Here is a 19,137-nt window from a genome sequence, read left to right as displayed (position 1 = left end):
GTCGCAAAAGAAATCCGATAACAATGTCACAGGGCCAGAACTCAATACATCCGAGAATTGTGACTTAACGCCTGAGGGAAAAAAGAAAGATACAGAAGACATCAATAAACTAACGAAAAAACCGGCTGGTGATTCAAAATCGAACGGGAAAGCTGAAGACAAATCCACTGTTAAGCCGGAAACTGAAAAACTTTCAGCGGAGAAACCTGGTTCGAACGATGGGGCAGCGCGCACAAACCAGACCGAGGAAGAGGCTTCGCTTTTTGAAGGTGCGCCAGAAATAACTGATGATATTCCAGCGCCGCCGCCTCCTGGCGCAGCGTCATCACGTTACCGTTTATCACGAGGCGCTTTTATGGTGCTTTGTGCTGCTCTTGTTGCCACGATTGTTGCGATTTTCGTCTTCGGAGATCCGCGATATTGGTGGGTGGATCGCCGTCTTGCCCAGACGGATGTTCTGTCGGACATCATCACGGAAACAGGCGTTCAGGAGTTTTTGGACACCGCGGAGTTTGAGGATATGCCGGCCCCCATCGTGCGAATGGGTGAGCTGTCGCAACGACGCGAAATCACAGGCAGCTTGTCGCAACAGGGCGAAGGGGATGATCGTCAAACCGTTGTGCAGTTCGACGAATTGTCTCTCAGCCTGGTGTTCGATGTGCGGCTTGACGCCGATCCTCAACGTGAAACGCGTGACATCATTCATGTTGAAATCGGTCAGACACCGGAGCCCATTTTCAGCTTTGGATCACCGATGCTCGTTTTCCCGAATGTGCGCGGTATAAGCGGTATCGACAGTGTTCCGGTTCGTCTGGGAATGCGGCGGCTCGCGATCGGATTGATGGAGCCGATACGCCCGATACTGGTGGAGGAGGATGTTGCTTTCGCGGTGTTTACGTTCCCGGTTCGGTTCGAATCGGGCGACCGCATTGAGATTTCTGTACCCTTCGAGCGCTCTCTGTTTTTCGACCCTTCAGCTATTCCGGATACGACTTATCAGTAGATTGACGGCTTTGAGGACGCCTGTTTTACGTTGCTCGAAGCGGGTTTCGGGATTTTCCCCCAAGAGATATGCAGCCTGTGCGTGAATGGCTGCCACGTCTCCGCGCAAGCGGCTTTTTTGCTCTGGCGTAAGCCGTGTCGGATCCAACTTGTCCATCATTTGTCGAGCTTCCCGCATCCGATGAAGCATCCGATGCGGGGCTCTCCGTTCGCCGTGAATGCGACGAAGTTCGGAAAGCGTGTGTGCGACATCTGATGCAGCCGCCGGATCGTTTCGGCTCCTTTCTATCATCCGCGCTATCGCTTCCATTTCAACAATTGTGATTGCATCGTTCTCAGAATAACAGGGTGCAATGTCCGGATCGGATCTGTTTCCATGAACAAGAGCTTTGATCGCCCAATGAGGCATGGTCTTGGGTGCAGGGTCTGCAAACGGAAAATGCCGATCGAAGCCCGGTTCAAGTTGATTACGAGCGGCAATCAGCGCAAACCCCAATCCCCGCCAGATCCGTTCAAGGGGATCAGAGAGTGTCGTCAGCTGGTTTTGCAAACCGCGAAACAATTCCTCCGCATCCGCAACCTGCGAATATTGCTTCGGGGCTGCGACAAAACCGCAAAGGTACTCCTCCACAAGACTCAGTTCCGCCAGTTCGGCGCTGATCTGTCCCGCATCTTGAAGCCGATACGCCTTCACGATCCATGATTCGGGTAGCTTCAGCTGTTCGATCTGATGCTGCAGTTTCAGACGCCGCTCGATCCATCCGTAGCCCAGTTTTGTTTCTGGCGCGAGTTGCAATGCCGATTCGGTGAACTCGACATCCCGCGGACTGATATCCTCGGGGAGGACTGCAGCTGATACAGTCGCGAATGAGGCGTATTTCGATGCATCGATCGCATGCAATGTTCGCATAGCCGCGAGCCGGCGATTCCCATTAATCACGACCCCGTTGCAATCAACCAATAGCGGTTCCGTCTGGATCGCCTCACGCGCCAATTCATCGAAAATCGGGCCGCCGGGATCCCTGGCTTTTGAAAGCAAGAGGCGATGCAGGAAGGACTGCGTCTCAAACGCTTCGGGGTTGTCTCGGATACGTGACAACACCTCCATATTTTCGGTCCGCTCGGCGAGGTCAGCGAGAAGCCGACCATTATCGACGCGATATATCAAAAGGGTATGATCTATTGCGGTGACTGGGATCTCTTGATAGCCATAAGACACAGGGGCAAAATATGAGCTTTCAGCTTTTTGAAGCGCCTTGGCGATTATCTCCTGGCGTTCCGCAGGTTGAGGTCGGCTTAAGGGAACAGCGTCCTGCAGTTCATCATGAGCTAGTACGGATTGCTTGATCATCGCTTCTACGCATCCTTTTGGCGGGCACGCCTTTGAGCTTCGGCGCGACTCTCCGATACGAACACTACCCCCTAACCAAGAACCTCACATTCGAAAAACAGGTTGGTACGCGTGCGTGGCAGGTTCATTGCACGGATGAAGCGCATGAGCGGGCAATTCCTCTCAAGGATCCAACCCGCTTCAATAGTTGTCAACTGGTGCCGCAAAGCACGGCAGGGCAATCGCTTCAGGCTAACGCGCGTGCGTTTGCGCGCGGAGCGTGATTCATAAGGGCTCCTTTGATTCGGAGCCCTGCCATGCCCGCCTTGTTATCGTCCGGCTCGTTACTCGATCACCGAAACGCCCAACCGTCATTCTGTCTCGGTTTAGCCTGTGGATAACTGCGATCGCGGATTGCGTTGGCGGGCATGGCGTACGATAATCAGAATTACAGTTGTAACACATGCTGTCGTGCGCATTTTAATTTCTGTAGCTTTTCCAGCTGCTTAGGAGCGCGTTGGGTTTCAGCAGGCGAATCCTGCCGCCCCAGCCAATTTCGAGTGTGAAGCGGTCCACTCACGAGGATCTTGCCATCTGCGGAAATCCCGTGAGAAGTCTCGGCAGGCTATATTTTGGCACGACATCGATAGCGCCGTGACCGGCTGTGCGCTCAATCACCGTTCTCCTGCGGTCGCAGGCGGGAAGCCTGATCCGGGGTGCCCGGGTCGGGATAGTCGTTGCCGAAATGGCTGCGCACGTAATTGGCCACCGCGGCGATCTGCTCGTCCGACATCTGGTGCCCGAAACGCGGCATTCCATAGTATCCCGTGAGTATCACGCCGGACAGGAAATGTTTCGAGATCAGCTTGGGATTGCCGGCGAGCAGCGGATGCGCGCCCGCAGCACCCTTTTCGTCCTCCATATGGCAAGCCTGACAGATGGTCCGATAGAGCGCCTCCCCATCGGTCCCGGTGAAGCGGTCGGGATTGTCCGAGAGGCGCAACAGAGTCGTGTCGACCGCCTCCCCCTGAGACGGGGATCCTGGCGGGCGCGCGTCCTGTTGTGCCGGGGCGCTTGATCGCATTCAGTGCCGATAGCAGCGATCCTTCCGGCAGCATCACGCGATCCTCGACGGTGACGGCACCGTTCCGCGCGCCCTGGCTCAGCGATTTCGCCAGAAGCGTCGAGACGTGCCCGCGCATGTCCTGTTCAAGATGGCCGATGCGCCGGTGCCGCCCGCCGACACTGCAATGCCCGGATGATCGACCAGACAGGCGCCCCGGCGCAGCACGGGATCATCAGGCTCGGCGCGTTCGCACGGCCCCCGGAAAGAGTGCGTTCCACGCGATCACCGCGGTGCGGATGCTGAACGGAAACGGCTGACCGGTCGGACGCCACGGCGCAGCGCATCGGCGAGGTCGTCGCGGTCATAGCCCCCGATCCCCTATTTGCGCGACGGGCTGATATTGCTGGCCACGATCGTGCCCATTGGCGTTTCAACCTGATAGCCACCTGACAGATCCTCGCCATGACAGGACATGCAGCCGGAGGCACGCGCGATATATTCGCCGTGATCAAGTATGGAAGAATCGGTTTCTGCGTTCGCGGCGAAGCCGCTTCCGGCCAGCATCAGGGCCACGAAAGCGGCGGCAAGGCGGGCCAAAGCCCGGTACAGCACTTTCAGGGATCGCTTGGCTCGCGGCATCGGACCGTTTTCCCCGGGAGAACTGCACAGGTTGAACGCGGGCCGAGCGCAGGGACGCTGCGTGAGAGGGGTGCGTCTGGACGCGCCCGTATCGTTCCAGCAGCAATCATTCGCAAAGGTTCCGGGCATCTGCCGCAATGATGCTTCTTGGCATGAAGCCGCGCCCGGTCAGCGCTCCGACCCGCAGGCCGGCGCGGATCGCCCGCTTGCCCCCTTCACGCCGCGCCGTTTTCGCGCCATATCGGGTGCATGAATTCACCACTCGTCTTTGATCGCAATCTGGTACGCCGCCGTCTCGTCCGGGCTCATACACAGGGCTATGCGGATTTCCTGCTGCGTCATATCCTGGAGGATCTCGATCTCCGGCTGATGCCGGTGATGCGTGATTTCATCCTCGCCCTCGATATCGAGAGCCCGGATGCCGGCGTAGCGCGGCATCTGCGCGCGCGTGGGCATGCGCAAACAGTATTCCGGGTGGCGCCGGCGGGGCTGTCACGCAAGCAGGGCGATAACGGCGATGCGGTGATCGGTGATGCCGAGGCGCTGCCCTTTGCGCATGAGTGCTTCGATCTCGCCGTATCGCTGCTCGCCCTGCATGCGGTGAATGATCTGCCCGGTGCGCTTATCCAGATCAGGCGCGCCCTGAAGCCCGACGGGCTGTTCATCGGCTGTCTCCTCGGCGGTGCGACGCTGCATGAATTGCGTACCGCCCTGACCGATGCCGAGAGCGAACTCACGGGCGGGCTCAGCCCCCGCGTCGCTCCCTTCGCTGATGTGCGCGATCTCGGCGCTCTGATGCAGCGCGCCGGTTTCGCGCTGCCCGTCACCGATCTCGAGACCCTGCGCGTGCGCTACGACAACGCCTTCGCGCTGATGCAGGACCTGAGGCGCATGGGCATGACGAACACGCTTCTGGCCCGCCGCCGCACGCCCGTGACCCGCGCGCTGATGCTGCGCGCCGCGCAGATCTATGCTGAACGCTTCGCCGATCCCGATGGTCGCATTCCCGCGACCTTCGAGCTGATCTGGCTCTCGGGCTGGTCCCCGCACGAGAACCAGCAGAAGCCGCTGCGCCCCGGCTCCGCAAAGATGCGCCTCGCTGATGCGCTGGGCACGGTCGAGCACAGTGCCGGGGAGAAGGCTGCGCCCAAAGGGTGAGGGGCGGCAAAACCGGTTGCCCCGACCATCGAAAACCGGCACATAGCGGCGTTGAAATGCATATGTATCCGCGAAACCGAGGAAGCTGATCAGCGATGCACGCGCCACCGAAAGCGCAGAACGAGGAGATCGCAGACGTCAAGGAGCAGTGCGTCACGGCTCCCGATGCCGCGCGTGCGGCGCGGTTTTCGGTCGCCCCCATGATGGACTGGACAGACCGGCATTGCCGGGCGTTCCACCGGGTGCTGTCGCGGCGCGCTTTGCTCTATACCGAGATGGTGACGACCGGGGCGGTGATCCACGGGCCGCGCGAACGGCTGCTCGGTTTCTCGCAAGCGGAACATCCCGTCGCCGTGCAGCTCGGAGGGTCGGATCCCGGAGAGCTCGCGCAGGCGGCGCGGATCTGCGCGGATTACGGTTATGATGCGATCAATCTGAATGTCGGGTGCCCCTCGGATCGGGTGCAGGACGGGCGTTTCGGGGCCTGTCTGATGCGCGAGCCGGCGCTGGTGGCGGATTGCGTGGCGGCGATGAAGGCGGCGGTGTCGCTGCCCGGCACAGTGAAGTGCCGCATCGGCGTCGATGATCAGGATCCCGGCGAGGCGCTCGATGTCCTCACCGCCGCCTGCCGGCAAGCGGGTGTCGACGAGATCGTCGTGCATGCCCGCAAGGCCTGGCTGCAGGGGCTCTCGCCCAAGGAGAATCGCGACGTCCCGCCGCTCGATTACGCGCGCGTCTTCGCGCTGAAAGCCGCCAATCCGGATCTGCCGATCAGCATCAACGGCGGCATTCGTGATATCGATACGGCGCGCGCGCTGCTCACGCCGCGTGACGGCGTGACCCTCGACGGTGTGATGCTGGGCCGCGCGGCCTATCAGGATCCGGAACTGCTCCTGCAGGTGGATACGGAGATTTTCGGCAAGGCCGAGCCGCCGGTCTCGGATGCGTTTGCCGCGATCGAGGCATTCGAGCCCTATATCGCGCATCGACTGGAAGAGGGCGTGCGGCTCGCCTCGATCACGCGCCACATGCTCGGGCTCTTTGCCGGCAAGCCCGGCGCGCGGCTCTATCGCCGCCATCTCTCGACCCATGCCGTCGCCCCTGATGCCGGGCTCGCTACCCTGCGCGCGGCGGTCGATCATGTGCGTGAGGCGACGGCGCGGCGCGAGCAGGAGGATGCCGCGTGAGCTTAACTCCCGCCGATCCCGATTTCGAGAGCCGCGTGCGCGCGAGTTTCGTCCGCCAAAGCATCATGGCGACGCTTGGCGCGACGCTCACGCGGATCGAACCGGGCATCGTCGAGATCACGCTGCCCTTCGCCGATCACATCCTGCAACAGCACGGTTTCGTGCATGCCGGCGTAGTCGCCACCATCGCCGATTCCGCCGCCGGCTATGCCGGGCTGACTCTGATGCCGGCGGGTGCGGGGGTGCTCACCGCCGAGTTCAAGATCAACCTGCTCGCCCCCGCACAGGGCGAACGCCTGATCGCGCAGGGTCGGGTGATCAAGGCGGGACACAGCCTGACCATCGCCGAGGCGGATGTGTTCTGTGAGGAAGGCGCCACCCGCACACACGCCGCCCGCCTCACCGCTACGCTGATGAGCATGCGCGACCGGCAGGGCGTGGCGGATTGAGGGGATCGGTATTCGTTTTTGAATCCAGGCATATGCGGTTTGCGTCTGACGCAACTCACGTAACAAAAAAGGTGCTTTAGAGCGCGCTCCGGCCTGGCGGAGTCAGGCCGGGCGCTCCAGGTTATTGTTCGACGCATCATTTTTTTCCGTCAGCCGGTATCCACCTGACGGAATGATGCTCTAGTTGTCGTTTTCAAGAAATTCGGGATAGCGTTTATCGCTCACAGGACCATTCCTGTTTTGAACCGCGAATAGTGTGCGCAGCATCAGATATTCCAGATTGGGTGGCATGGGAGCTCGGGCTCGCTCGGTATGGTGTGGCAGAAATGTATCCGGATAATTCATGTATCCTCTATCAGCAAGATAATGCGCAAATTGCTCTGCAAACGCCTCGTTACCATCTGTACGAGCGTATCCTGATGTCGTCATTCCTGCTATGTCGGTGACGTTGGCGAGTAATGTTCGGTAAACTTGCAGGGTTCCATCATAGTATTCGGGGTCTACTATTGTTTCTCCTGCCTGTTCCAGGGTCATGCGCTCAACATCTTCTATCCGGACCTCGTATTCTTCAAAGAGAAGGCTGCGCCTTTCTGCTGGTGGCGCGTTCGGGAACAGTTTTTCCAGTGCCTCGTCCATCGACATGGCATCTTGACCTGCATTTGAGCTTGCTCCGCCGTATATTTCGAGAACCGGGCTCAGATTGCGAGTGAAGTCTCGCGACTCATCCGGCGCTTTGGCTTGAAAGGCGTGCCCGATTTCGTGAAAGAGTGTGAGCATGAATTTCGTTGCCCCATCGAAATCGCGCTCTGCGAAGCGCTGGAAGTAATCCAGCATCGTGGAAAGGAAGATTGTGCCCGATTCTGTATCTCCCATGCCCAGTAGCGGCCCCGTGTCTCCCGGGTAGGCGGGAGGAGGGTTCGGGGCGTGAACAGAAATGGAGAGGCCATTCAACGCGCCGGGAAATATCTCCGCGATGAGACGGAGATAGGGGATTGCCGCGTTGATGATGGCGCACATTTCCGCTTCGGAATGTTGCGCGAGGTTGAATTCCTCCGAGAGTTCGCTCGTATCAGCAAGATACATCCCGAAGCTACCCAAAACGGCTCTGATATCCGCCCACGAATGCACCATGTTTGCCGGTGGCAGGATATCCGCTGAGCGATCGATTTCAGGGATGGCATCACTCTCGGAAAGGCGCAAATCCTCCACCTCTTCTCCGCGATTCATCTTCATGATTCGATGAATGAGGACGATCGGGTGGAGGTGCGGGTTCAATGCGCTGAGCTCATAGAATTGCTCAAGCGTGAGTTTGCCTGCGGCGATCTGTTCGGAGACAAATGTCTCGGCACCACGCGAGAGAGGGTTCAGTTCCGGCGAGAGTTCGCCCCCCGACGCGACGGCTTCGAGCATTTCGATGGCTCGCGCGATCACGGGGTCGTTCTTGTCGCCTCCGGAAAGCGAAGCGGCGAGGGCGATCCGATAAATTTGCGGCAAATTCACCAGCCGGTCGCCAAGGGCGGCTACGAGACCTGCAGCCATCTTGGGATGCAGTTTGCGCATTTCGTTGGCGATCGCTGTCGAGGGTTCGGAAAGGAGCCCATCCGGAAGGCCGGCGATCTCCTCTGGAGCCATCGCGGCAGCGAGAGTATACAGCATGATCTGCGCTGAAATTCCGTGCTTCTCGATCACTTCCTCGATCGGATCAGTCCCATCGGTGAAACTCGAGTGACCAAGGCTGCGCCTGATTGCTTCCCTCAACTCTTCCTCGATACGATGGAAGTACCTTTCGAATCCACGCTGCGACGCGCCTCCGAGCAGCGGTGTCGAGCCTGGAATTTCGGAGGCGTGGGCTTCGTAGCGGTCGAGGAAGGCTTCGATGAGTGCGAGTGCCTTTTCATACTCGCCCTCAGCCTCGAACGCGGCGGCTCTCGCAAACACGGCTGCTGCGAGGGCCTCGATATGCTGCGGGTCTGAGAGGGGCCCGCCGATCAGGGAGTTGACACTGCCACCGCTGATCTCGCGCTCTAGACCGGTCATGATATTCCGGCTCTCCTGGCGCAGGCGGCCCTGTTCGGCGATCCTGCGCTGCGCGGCTTCCATTTGTGCGACTTCGTTACCGAGGCGATCGATCTGATCCTGGATATTCGCGATCCGCTCCTTCAGCGCATGGCGCTGTGCATTGAGGGCGTCGATTCTTTCTTGTGCCTCGGGCGACAGCGCGTTCGGGTCGGTGGCAGGAACCTCGCCCGGCAGGAATTGCGTTTGCGGTGCGGTCACATCATCCGGCGTTTCCGATTCCTCGATCTCGGTATCGGGGTTGCTCGGCGGTATCCGCGGCGGTGGATCTCCCGGCGGCAGATCGCTCGGGCTGATCGGCGGGAACGGATTGAAGCCATCAGGAATCAGCGCGGGCTGCTCGACGGGTCTCTGCGCTACGACCTCGCCGGTCTCCTGGTCGACAAAGGCGACCAGATGGGGGAATTCGCTGTCGTCATTGCGATCATAAACGCCGAGGTTGCCATTGGGCAGTAAGCCGAAGGCGACTTCGCGCGGGTCGATCCCTGCCGCCTCCAGACTGCGCACGAGGGCCAGCATCTGTGTGGTATCTGCAGTATCACGTGTATTGAGGACGAACAGAACCGGCGAGATTTTCGACAGGATACCGGAGAGCAAATGGCCAGCGGCGCCGGGGAGGGTTCGGGACAGGATTTCCAGAACTGTTCTCTCGGTGCCCGGTACCGGCGAGGGAACGAACGCGAGGACATCGCCGCCACCGGGCATCGCCGCCGTGGGCATGATGGCGCCGGAGCCGATCCCTTTCGACAGCGCGAAAGGTGTCGCGTCAGGTGAGCCATTCATCTGGGAAGACGTCGGGGAAAACAGCGGGCTGATACTCACCATGCTCGCAACTCCGGATAATGTTTGAATTAACGGGGTGCATAAAATCAGAATTGAAAGTTGACCCCTCTACCTTTATAATTAAAAAATATCAATTATAATTTTTAGTTATGTAAATTAATTTTACATCCGATAGAATTGATTTGCTGGTCAGGTGACGCCTGTGCGCTGCCGCAGAGATCGCCCTGGATAACTTGATGCCAAGCCATCAATCGCTGGGGTCCTGGCGTCGTGCCTGATCGGTCAATACCGCAAGAATTGAGCGTTCGCATGAGTCCACGCCCCACCCGATCTCCCTCACTTGCAGAACCGCCAAACACCTGAGGAACTGCCAGGCACTTGCAAAAGCGCCAAGTCGCTCTGGCGGCTCCGACGCTTGCCTCACAGCCCGAAAAAGCGCACAGAGCGCCAAACAACACTCAGCGGATGATAAATCCATGATGAACGGTTTGCCAATTGCCGATCTCGCCATGCTTGCCGTGGCGCTTCTTGCCGCCGGGGCGCTGACCGGGGTGCTGGCGGGGCTCTTCGGAGTCGGGGGCGGGGCGGTGATCGTGCCGATCCTGTTCGAGGTGTTCGGCATTCTGGGCATTGATGACGAGGTGCGCATGCCGCTCGCGGTCGGCACCTCGCTCGCCATCATCATCCCGACCTCGATCCGCTCCTTCCGCGGGCATTATCTCAAGGGCGCGGTGGATATGAGCGTGCTGCGCGCCTGGGCCGTGCCGGTGGTGCTGGGCGTGGTGCTGGGAAGCCTGATCGCGCGCTATGCCGACCCCTGGGTTTTCATGCTCGTCTTCATCCTGGTGGCCGGGGTGAATGCGATCAAGCTGCTCTTCGGCAATGAAAAATGGCGCGTCGCCATGGATCTGCCCAAGGGGCTCACGCTGCGCGCCTATGGCGGGCTGATCGGTCTGCTCTCGGCGCTGATGGGGATCGGTGGCGGTCAGATCTCGAATATCATCATGACGTTGCACAATCGCGGCATCCACCAGGCGGTGGCGACCTCCGCCGGGCTCGGTGTGCTGATCTCGGTGCCCGGGGCGCTCGGCTACATCTATGCCGGCTGGGGCCGTGAGGGCCTGCCGCCGGATGCGATCGGTTTCGTCTCGCTGCTCGGGCTGATCCTGGTCGTGCCGACGACCCTGCTCACCGCGCAGATTGGCGTGAACCTCGCCCATGCCTGGCCCAAGCGCAAGCTTGAGGTCGCCTTCGGCATTTTCCTTGCTATCGTCTGCGCGCGGTTCGTCTATGCCATCCTGACCTGAGACGTTGTGCGGAAGCGGCGCCGGCGCCGAGGCGCGCCGGCGCCTCGTGCGTCAGAAATTCACCGCATCGCCGCCCTTGAAGGCGAGCATTTCACGCGCTTCGTCGGGCGTGGCGATCTCGAGGCCGAGATTTTCGATGATGCCGCGCACCTGCTTGACCTGCTGGGCGTTGCTCTCGGCGAGCTGTCGCGGGCGGATCCAGAGGCTGTCTTCCAGCCCCACGCGCACATTCGCCCCCATCGCCGCCGCCATTGCCGCGATCGGCATCTGGTTGCGCCCCGCTCCCAGCACTGACCATTTGTAATCCTTGCCGAACAGGCGATCGGCGGTGCGCCGCATATGCGCGACATCCTCGGGATGCGGACCGATCCCGCCCAGAATGCCGAATACGCTCTGCACGAAAAGCGGCGGCTTGACGAGGCCGCGATCGAGGAAATGGGCCAGCGTGTAGAGATGGCCGATATCGTAGCACTCGAATTCGAACCGCGTGCCGTTGCCGTCACAGGTGGCGAGGATCGTCTCGATATCGGCGAAGGTGTTGCGGAAGATGCGATCGCGCGAGCCTTCCAGATAGGGCCGCTCCCAATCGTGCTTGAACTCCTTGAAGCGCTCCAGCATCGGATAGAGCCCGAAATTCATCGTGCCCATATTCAGCGAGGCGACTTCCGGCGCGAGCGTCGCGGCGGGACGCAGGCGCTCTTCCGCGAGCATGGTCGGCGAGCCGCCGGTGGTGAGGTTGATCACGCAATCGGAACGCTGCTTGATCACCTGCAGGAATGGCAGGAAGGCTTCCGGCGACTGGTCCGGCTGGCCGGTCTCGGGATTGCGGGCATGCAGATGCACGATCGCGGCCCCCGCTTCCGCCGCGCCGATCGCCGCTTCCGCGATCTCCTGCGGCGTCACCGGCAGATGCGGCGACATGGACGGGGTATGGATCGCGCCGGTCACCGCGCAGGTGATGATGACTTTATCGGTTTTGGCCATGGTTTCCTCCGGTCTGGCTTTGCATTATGCGACAGGGAAGGGCGCGCGCCTATTCGTCATCGCGCCGGGCGGATGCGCAGCGACGCGCACGTGAGCGCGCCATGCACGCCGAAGCCGCGCCGGGTTAACCATCATCGACGAAATGGCCGTGCATGACGCTACGTAGGGTATGCAAAGCCACGTTTTTGATTACAATCTTAGGTTAATCAATCCGCCGGTGCACGCTTTGGCGGACGTCTGACACATCACGCGCCGTGTCCGCATGCCAGGGCGCAGCAACAGCAAGGAGTGCCCGCGTGGCTGTCGTGCCGATCACGGCCCGTCTCAACACCCCTGTCGACCAGATTGGCGACAAGGCGCTGGAACGTGCGCGTCGTGATTTTCAGGAAACCGTGCGCGCCTCGAACATCAATGGCCTGCAGACCCGCACCCAGACGGAGACGGGCGGGCAGAACGACCAGCGCCGCAATGGCGGCGTGCCGGTGCCGGACGAGAGCATCCGCGCGCGGATCGCGCCAGCCGATCCGCGCGAACGTGCAAACGCGCAGACGGCACGGCGCGGACAGAATCCGCCGGCGGGTCAGGCACAGGCGCCCGGATTGCCGCAAGCCAATCCGCACGCTACGCCGCAAGGCGCCCTGGAAGCGGCTCTGCAAGCGGCCGCGCCCGCAATGGCGCCATCGCGCAATGACGCGCCCGGCGCGGTGACGGCCAGGACGGCCCGACCGCCTCCCGAGCCGATCGGCCCGCCGATACCGCGCGAATTGCTGCCGCAATTGCCGACACCGCCGCCCGGCAGCTCTCTCGTCGCCGAGGGTCTGTCCGGCCGCAGCGATCTGATCCATAAACCGGTTCGCGCGACCGAGGAAAACCAGCGCGTCGACGCCGTCGTTGATGACGCGTGGCGCGATGGCGAGACGGCGCGGGCGCCGCAATACCGCCTCAACAGCGCGGCGCCGCCGGAAATCGCGGCGCGAATCGCGGCTTTCATGCGCACCGGCGCGCTCGATAGCCGCCCCTTTGCCGTGACACCGGTACCCGGCCTCGTCCGCGATGATTCCGAGCCGGCATCGCAGGCGAAGCCGGCAGCCGGGCCGACTGAGACGCCCGCACCCGCCGCACCGACTGCGGCAGCGCAGGCCGGGAATGTCGATGCGCTAGCCGATTTCGACCGGCGTGCCCGCCCGCAAGTCATGCCCACCTTACCGATTCCGATGCAGGCGCAGACCATCGCCATGATGCCTGCCGGCCAGTTCGCCCCCGCGCGCACCGCTGATCACGACATGCCTGTCGCTGGCGTCTCGCAGCGTGTGAGTGACGAAAACGAGGCACGGGACCGGGAGCGGGCAGCGGCCCGGGTCGAGAGAAGCCAGCTGGAAAGCGCAAATCCCTTTTTCACCGATACGCGTTCCGCCACCTCCCACCCCGTCGGCAACCTCGCACCGGCAGGCGCCGGTCCGGTAAACCCGCTGTTCGCGCGGTGAAACCCGTTGCTTCTAATGCTTCATTGTTCCCTTTCTATCCGTAAGCGCCCTGTTTTCAAATCCGCCGTCAGAGGCTATGCCTAGCGCGCGCGGGTCTTGAGCATCCGCGCGCTCAGGCAACAGGGGTCCGTGATGACGAAATGGGTTTATTCCTTCGGCGACGGCAAGGCCGAGGGTGCATCCGACATGCGCAACCTGCTCGGCGGCAAGGGCGCCAATCTGGCCGAAATGGCCAATCTCGGCCTGCCCGTCCCACCCGGTTTCACGATCACGACGGAAGTCTGCACGCATTATTACAAAAACGGCGAAAGCTATCCCGACGGCCTGATCGCGGCCGTGGATGCGGCGCTCGCGGAAGTCGGACGCATCACCGGGCGCGGCTTCGGCGATGGCAAGGCGCCGCTGCTCGTCTCCGTGCGCTCGGGCGCGCGTGCCTCGATGCCGGGCATGATGGATACGGTGCTCAATCTGGGCCTTAATGACGAGACCGTGCGCGCACTCGCCGCCGACGCGCAGGACGAGCGCTTCGCCTGGGATTCCTACCGCCGCTTCATCACCATGTATTCCTCGGTGGTGCTCGGCGTCGAACATCACCTGTTCGAGGAGGCGCTCGAGGATTACAAGGAGCGCAAGGATTACCATCTCGATACCGAGCTCTCCGCGCAGGACTGGCAGGCGCTGATCGAGACCTTCAAGCGCATCGTCACCAAGGAGCGCGGCGCGCCCTTCCCACAGGATCCGCAGGAGCAGCTCTGGGGCGCAATCGGCGCCGTGTTCGGCTCCTGGATGACGCCGCGTGCGATCAAGTATCGCGAGCTGAATGCGATTCCCGCCGAATGGGGCACGGCGGTCAATGTCCAGGCCATGGTCTTCGGCAATATGGGGGAGAGCTCGGCCACCGGCGTCGCCTTCACCCGCAACCCCTCCACCGGCGAGAAGGCGCTCTATGGCGAGTTCCTGATCAACGCGCAGGGCGAGGACGTGGTGGCGGGTATCCGCACGCCGCAGGATATTACCGAAGCCGCGCGCGCGGCCTCCAACTCCGACAAGCCCTCGATGGAAAAGGCGATGCCCGAAGCCTTCGCTGAGCTCGTGCGCATCTATGGCGTGCTGGAGGGCCATTACCGCGACATGCAGGATCTCGAGTTCACCGTCGAGAAAGGCAAGTTGTGGATGCTCCAGACCCGTAACGGCAAGCGCACCGCCCGCGCCGCCCTCAGGATCGCCTGCGACCTCGTCGATGAGGGCGTAATCGGCGAGGAGGAGGCCGTCACCCGGGTCGAGCCGCAGGCGCTCGACCAGCTTCTGCATCCGATGATCGACCCCAGGGCCGAGCGCGACATCATCGCCAACGGCCTGCCGGCCTCGCCCGGTGCCGCGAGCGGGGCGATCGTGTTCTCCTCGGACGCCGCCGAGGCCGCGAAGAAGGCCGGGCGCAAGGTCATCCTCGTGCGCGTCGAGACCTCGCCCGAGGATATTCACGGCATGCATGCGGCGGAGGGTATTCTCACAACGCGTGGCGGCATGACCTCGCATGCTGCGGTCGTTGCGCGTGGTATGGGCAAGCCCTGTGTCTCGGGCGCCGGCTCGATCCGCGTCGATTACAAGGCCGCCACCATGACCGTGATGGGGCGCGTGTTCAACGAGGGCGAGATCATCACCCTCGATGGCGGCAACGGTCAGGTGCTCGCCGGCGAGATCGCCATGCTGCAGCCGGAGCTCTCGGGCGATTTCGCCAAGCTCATGGCCTGGGCCGACAAGCTGCGCCGGCTCAGGGTCCGCGCCAATGCCGAGACCGAGCGCGATGCGCAGATGGCCCGCAATTTCGGGGCGGAGGGGATCGGCCTGTGCCGCACCGAGCACATGTTCTTCGATGCCGAGCGCATCATCACCATGCGCGAGATGATTCTCTCTGACGACGAAACCGGTCGCCGTGCGGCTCTGGCCAAACTCCTGCCCATGCAGCGCGACGATTTCACCCGGCTGTTCGCCATCATGAGCGGCCTGCCGGTGACGATCCGCCTGCTCGACCCGCCGCTGCATGAATTCCTGCCGCATGGCGATGGCGAGATCAACGACGTCGCCCGCTCCCTCGATGTGTCGCCGGAGAAGATACGCCGCCGCGCAGCCGAACTGCATGAAGTCAATCCCATGCTCGGCTTCCGGGGCGTGCGTCTGGCGGTGGCCTATCCCGAGATCGCCGAGATGCAGGCCCGCGCCATTTTCGAGGCGGCCATCGCCGCCGGCAAGGAGACCGGCGCCAAGGTCTCGCCGGAAGTGATGATCCCGCTGGTGATGTCGCAGCCCGAGCTGGATACGGTCAAGGCGCGTATCGAGGCCGTCGCCGAAGCGGTGATGCACGAGAGCGGCGAGCGGATCGACTACCAGATCGGCACCATGATCGAATTGCCCCGCGCGGCGCTGCGTGCCGGCGAGATCGCCGCCTCGGCGGAGTTCTTCTCCTTCGGCACCAATGATCTCACCCAGACGACGCTCGGGATTTCGCGCGATGACGCCGCCTCCTTCCTGGGGACTTATGTGCAGCAGGGGCTTCTGGAACACGATCCCTTCGTCACCATCGACCAGGATGGTGTGGGCGAACTCGTGGCGCTCGCCGTCGAGCGCGGACGCGCGACGCGGCCCGACATCAAGCTCGGTATCTGCGGCGAGCATGGCGGCGATCCGGCTTCGATCGCCTTCTGCGAGAAGCAGCGGCTCGACTACGTCTCCTGCTCTCCCTACCGGGTGCCGATCGCGCGGTTGGCTGCTGCGCAGGCGGCTCTGGCGAAGGAGGCGCGCTCACTGGCCTGAACGGAAAGGGTCCGGACGAGCCGACGATTGCATTCTTCCGGGGGCGCGAGCGCCCTATGATTTTCGCTCTCCGGTCGCAACCGTATCGGTTTCCGGCGTCGAGAGAGGCTCAGCCGTCTGCCCCTCCCGCGCCCGGGCCTGAGCCCGTTCGGATGAGCCTTCCGGCGGATAGGGAAGCGTGTCTTCGAGTTCGCGCATGCGTGCGGGCGTGAGGCGGGGGAACGGCAGTGTGCCGGTCTTGCGCCAGCGGGCGACCTCCGCGTCTGCCTGAGCCGTTTGTTCCGCGTCGAGTCCGCGATCTCTCGTCATGTAAAGGGTCTGCGAGGGAATGGCGAAGCGGGTGCCTGAACCCTCGACGATCTGCTTGATGCGCAGGAAGACGTCTTCCCTGATCGCGTGAAATTCGTTCCAGTCCCGCGTCAGGGCATAGACCCGCAGGCCAATATCGAGCGAGGACGGCCCGTAATCGGCGAAACGAACCCGGATCGTGTCGTTGTCGATCCTGGGATGGGCGTGCAGCATTTCTCGGATCCTGACCAGGACAAAGCGCAACTGATCGTCGCTGGTCTCGTAGCGCAGTCCCAGAACACTGCTGATCAGCATCTTGTCGCAGCGTGCCCAGTTGATGATTTCCATATCCACGAATTTGGCATTCGGAACCGCGATGAGTGTCCGGTCCATCGCGCGGATCTGGGTGGAGCGGATCCCCACATCCTCGACGGTGCCGCTCATGTCGCCGAATGTGCAGAAATCGCCGACCCGGACCGGCTTGTCGGAGAAGAGAATCAGCCCGCCGATCAGGTTTTCCAGCGTTGGGCGGATCGCGAGCGCGACGGCCAGACCACCCACACCGATGCCGGCCAGGAGCGGCACGATATCGACACCGAGATTCTGCAGGCCGAAAGCGGCCACGCCGACGCTCGTCGCAACGGCCAGGATGCCGGACAAAAGCCGCACGAGACTGGCATCGAACCCACGTCCGGACATGGCAGGTGAAGCGAGAATCGTCGTGCCGATGGCGCGGAACAAGCGCCAGACGGCCCCTACGTAGAAGGCGAGTTCCAGAATACCCGCCGCAAACAGCAGGTAGCGCAACGCCATTCCCGTGAAGTTGATGTCGACATCAAGGAACAGGGCGGCGATTCGAACGAAATAGGCTGATACGAGCGGCGCGGAAATTGCCAGCCAGGCGAAGGGCGGCCCCGCAAAGCGGCGCGCCAGAGCATCGGTCACCCTGAAGACGCTCCAGCAGGCCACCGCCAGGATACCAAGCGTCAGGGTGAAGCCGAGCCATTGCCACAGGGTCTGGCCGCTGATCACGATGAAGAGCCATTCCGGCAGGCGCTCGACCACTTCACCGAGGATATGTGCACTTGGCACGAGATAGCCGGGCGTGGAGGCGTAGAATTCGTAGAAACCCGGCGTGACCTGCGCGGCATGAAAGTCCGACAAGGCCAGACTGTCCTCCGCGCGATAGGGTAGATCCTTCAGCGCCTCGTAATTCGCCGGCAGAAGCGCAACCGAATTGGCGTCGAACAGGAAATTGCCGGCATCGGGCCCCGTCTGCATCCGCTCGATCTCGATTCCGGTGCCCGGCAAGCGCCAACGATAGGCCTGATCCGATTCGAGACCGGCGAGATCGACCGCGTTGGGTATCGTATCGATCCGCGGCAGAGGCATGCGGTCGAGGATCTCTTTCAGCAACAGTGCCGATTCGATGCCGGTGTCCCGGCGCAGAACGGCGGGAACCTGAGAGAGATCAAAGACCGAGCTGGCCTGGCGAAGGTGATTATCGGCCTTCGCCTGCTCGATCCACGCCTGTTCCCGGGTGATCGCGGGCGGATCGGCATCATGTGCGGCCTGCGCAGCCATCGCGATCTCATGGGCGGCGTTCATGTTGGCCATGAACGCCTCGAGCGTGTTGCGGGGACTGGTCATGCGAACACCCGCCAGCCGCGTCGCGATGGTGTCCTCCATTGCGCCGGTCCGGTCCGAGCCGCGCAGATATTCCGCATAGGCGTCCGCGCGGCCATCACGGCGCGGCAGGTCCTGAACCTGGTGATAATCCAGTTCCAGATCGACGATCGTGCGTGCATCGAATTTGAATTCGCCCGCATCGCGCCCGCCATCGATCCGCATCATCCGCAGACCGGTCCCCGGTACGGTCCAGTCGACAATGCCATTCGCCGCTGCGGCTTGCGCATCCGGGATACTCGACGCCGCCGGCATTTGCGCGCGCGCGAGTATCTCGCGGGTCATCAGAACCCGCTCGATCTGCTTCGAGGTCGACGCGGCATAGGGCGTCGCGTCGAAATCGAAGCTTTCGACGGCGGCGCGTAAAGCGGTGTTCTGTTCATTCACCGGGGCATTCGCGCGGCGTGATGCGATGAAGGCATCCGTATTGCGCAGGAAATTCTCGAACGAGGCGCGCGGGCTCGTGGTGTCGGGCGGGCTCAGAGGCGATGGCGTGGTTTGCGCCATGACGACCGAGGCCGACAGGACGAGCATCAGCCATGCGAGAAGGCCTGCAGCGGCGAAGAAGCGTATCAGGCGAAGCGTCCCTGAATCAGGGCTGCAGAAACCTTGGCGCATGATGGAGGTATCTCGTTATCGGACGGATCGGGAAGGCTTTAGCGGATTGCGCGATGCCTGATCAGTTCCGGCTGTCAGAGCATGCTTGGCAGCACCCGGTCGGGCGGGCGGTGCCCGTCATGGAAGGTGCGGATGTTGACGATCACCTTTTCCCCCATGTCGATGCGCCCCTCCACTGTGGCCGAGCCCATATGCGGCAAGAGGACCACCTTGCCGGCCCGCGCGAGTTTGACCAGACGCGGATTGACGGCGGGTTCGTGCTCGAACAC

General features: G+C 62.0%; 13 protein-coding genes and 1 pseudogene. 7 read left to right on the top strand and 7 right to left on the bottom strand.

Going from position 1 to position 19,137, the window contains the following annotated elements:
* On the top strand, window positions 1-1,003 hold a 1,003-nt coding region (locus VKP01_RS13935), incomplete at its 5' end, for a hypothetical protein (RefSeq protein WP_324413290.1).
* Here the strand turns inward: VKP01_RS13935 and VKP01_RS13930 are convergent.
* The 3 genes from VKP01_RS13930 to VKP01_RS13920 all read right to left on the bottom strand — a co-directional run bounded on the left by VKP01_RS13930 (window position 974) and on the right by VKP01_RS13920 (window position 4,037).
* Entirely contained in the window at window positions 974-2,353 is a 1,380-nt protein-coding gene (locus tag VKP01_RS13930) for a hypothetical protein (protein ID WP_324413288.1), read from the bottom strand. The two genes, VKP01_RS13935 and VKP01_RS13930, sit on opposite strands and share 30 nt — an antisense overlap.
* Before the next feature lie 649 nt (window positions 2,354-3,002).
* Window positions 3,003-3,335 (bottom strand): cytochrome c, encoded by a 333-nt coding sequence (locus VKP01_RS13925; protein ID WP_324413285.1) that lies wholly within the window; start codon window positions 3,333-3,335, stop codon window positions 3,003-3,005.
* Between the two features lie 441 nt (window positions 3,336-3,776).
* A complete protein-coding gene (locus VKP01_RS13920) occupies window positions 3,777-4,037 on the bottom strand; it encodes a hypothetical protein (RefSeq protein WP_324413283.1) in 261 nt (86 codons plus the stop codon).
* A gap of 249 nt (window positions 4,038-4,286) precedes the next feature.
* Here VKP01_RS13920 and VKP01_RS13915 point away from each other — a divergent pair, with 249 nt between their 5' ends.
* The 3 genes from VKP01_RS13915 (at window position 4,287) to VKP01_RS13905 (ending at window position 6,831) form a co-directional block, all read left to right on the top strand.
* Entirely contained in the window at window positions 4,287-5,195 is a 909-nt protein-coding gene (locus tag VKP01_RS13915; RefSeq protein WP_324413281.1) for a methyltransferase domain-containing protein, read from the top strand.
* Between the two features lie 95 nt (window positions 5,196-5,290).
* A complete protein-coding gene (dusA, locus tag VKP01_RS13910; protein ID WP_324413279.1) occupies window positions 5,291-6,382 on the top strand; it encodes a tRNA dihydrouridine(20/20a) synthase DusA in 1,092 nt (363 codons plus the stop codon).
* The gene (locus VKP01_RS13905; RefSeq protein ID WP_324413277.1) at window positions 6,379-6,831 is read left to right on the top strand and encodes a PaaI family thioesterase; all 453 of its coding nucleotides are present in this window, start codon (window positions 6,379-6,381) and stop codon (window positions 6,829-6,831) included. The genes dusA and VKP01_RS13905 overlap by 4 nt, the downstream gene beginning before the upstream one ends.
* Before the next feature lie 180 nt (window positions 6,832-7,011).
* Here VKP01_RS13905 and VKP01_RS13900 read toward each other — a convergent pair whose 3' ends face one another.
* Complete coding sequence (locus VKP01_RS13900) at window positions 7,012-9,732, bottom strand: hypothetical protein (RefSeq protein WP_324413275.1); 2,721 nt, start codon at window positions 9,730-9,732, stop codon at window positions 7,012-7,014.
* Between the two features lie 434 nt (window positions 9,733-10,166).
* Here VKP01_RS13900 and VKP01_RS13895 point away from each other — a divergent pair, with 434 nt between their 5' ends.
* Window positions 10,167-10,997, top strand: a complete 831-nt coding sequence (locus VKP01_RS13895; RefSeq protein ID WP_324413273.1) for a sulfite exporter TauE/SafE family protein — start codon at window positions 10,167-10,169, stop codon at window positions 10,995-10,997.
* Window positions 10,998-11,048: 51 nt separating this feature from the next.
* Here VKP01_RS13895 and VKP01_RS13890 read toward each other — a convergent pair whose 3' ends face one another.
* Window positions 11,049-11,981, bottom strand: a complete 933-nt coding sequence (locus VKP01_RS13890; RefSeq protein WP_324413271.1) for a 3-keto-5-aminohexanoate cleavage protein — start codon at window positions 11,979-11,981, stop codon at window positions 11,049-11,051.
* A 296-nt stretch (window positions 11,982-12,277) separates the two neighbouring features.
* Here VKP01_RS13890 and VKP01_RS13885 point away from each other — a divergent pair, with 296 nt between their 5' ends.
* The gene (locus VKP01_RS13885) at window positions 12,278-13,465 is read left to right on the top strand and encodes a hypothetical protein (RefSeq protein WP_324413269.1); all 1,188 of its coding nucleotides are present in this window, start codon (window positions 12,278-12,280) and stop codon (window positions 13,463-13,465) included.
* 132 nt (window positions 13,466-13,597) lie between these two features.
* Complete coding sequence (gene ppdK / locus VKP01_RS13880) at window positions 13,598-16,276, top strand: pyruvate, phosphate dikinase (RefSeq protein WP_324413267.1); 2,679 nt, start codon at window positions 13,598-13,600, stop codon at window positions 16,274-16,276.
* Window positions 16,277-16,330: 54 nt separating this feature from the next.
* Here the strand turns inward: ppdK and VKP01_RS13875 are convergent, their stop codons facing one another.
* Complete coding sequence (locus tag VKP01_RS13875) at window positions 16,331-18,868, bottom strand: mechanosensitive ion channel family protein (RefSeq protein WP_324413265.1); 2,538 nt, start codon at window positions 18,866-18,868, stop codon at window positions 16,331-16,333.
* Between the two features lie 74 nt (window positions 18,869-18,942).
* Window positions 18,943-19,137: pseudogene (locus VKP01_RS13870) on the bottom strand (D-glycerate dehydrogenase); the annotation flags it as partial.

This window comes from Saliniramus sp., from assembly GCF_035311605.1.
Classification (GTDB): domain Bacteria; phylum Pseudomonadota; class Alphaproteobacteria; order Rhizobiales; family Beijerinckiaceae; genus Saliniramus.
Note: the sequence above shows the minus strand (reverse complement) of the source record. Positions and strands in the feature narration are given on the sequence as shown.

Excerpts from the sequence above, each read along its gene's own strand:
- VKP01_RS13930 (WP_324413288.1), bottom strand. The coding sequence starts at position 2,353 with ATGATCAAGCAATCCGTACTAGCTCATGATGAACTGCAGGACGCTGTT.
- VKP01_RS13920 (WP_324413283.1), bottom strand. The coding sequence starts at position 4,037 with ATGCCGCGAGCCAAGCGATCCCTGAAAGTGCTGTACCGGGCTTTGGCC.
- VKP01_RS13915 (WP_324413281.1), top strand. The coding sequence starts at position 4,287 with ATGAATTCACCACTCGTCTTTGATCGCAATCTGGTACGCCGCCGTCTC.
- dusA (WP_324413279.1), top strand. The coding sequence starts at position 5,291 with ATGCACGCGCCACCGAAAGCGCAGAACGAGGAGATCGCAGACGTCAAG.
- VKP01_RS13900 (WP_324413275.1), bottom strand. The coding sequence starts at position 9,732 with ATGGTGAGTATCAGCCCGCTGTTTTCCCCGACGTCTTCCCAGATGAAT.
- VKP01_RS13895 (WP_324413273.1), top strand. The coding sequence starts at position 10,167 with ATGATGAACGGTTTGCCAATTGCCGATCTCGCCATGCTTGCCGTGGCG.
- VKP01_RS13890 (WP_324413271.1), bottom strand. The coding sequence starts at position 11,981 with ATGGCCAAAACCGATAAAGTCATCATCACCTGCGCGGTGACCGGCGCG.
- ppdK (WP_324413267.1), top strand. The coding sequence starts at position 13,598 with ATGACGAAATGGGTTTATTCCTTCGGCGACGGCAAGGCCGAGGGTGCA.
- VKP01_RS13875 (WP_324413265.1), bottom strand. The coding sequence starts at position 18,868 with ATGCGCCAAGGTTTCTGCAGCCCTGATTCAGGGACGCTTCGCCTGATA.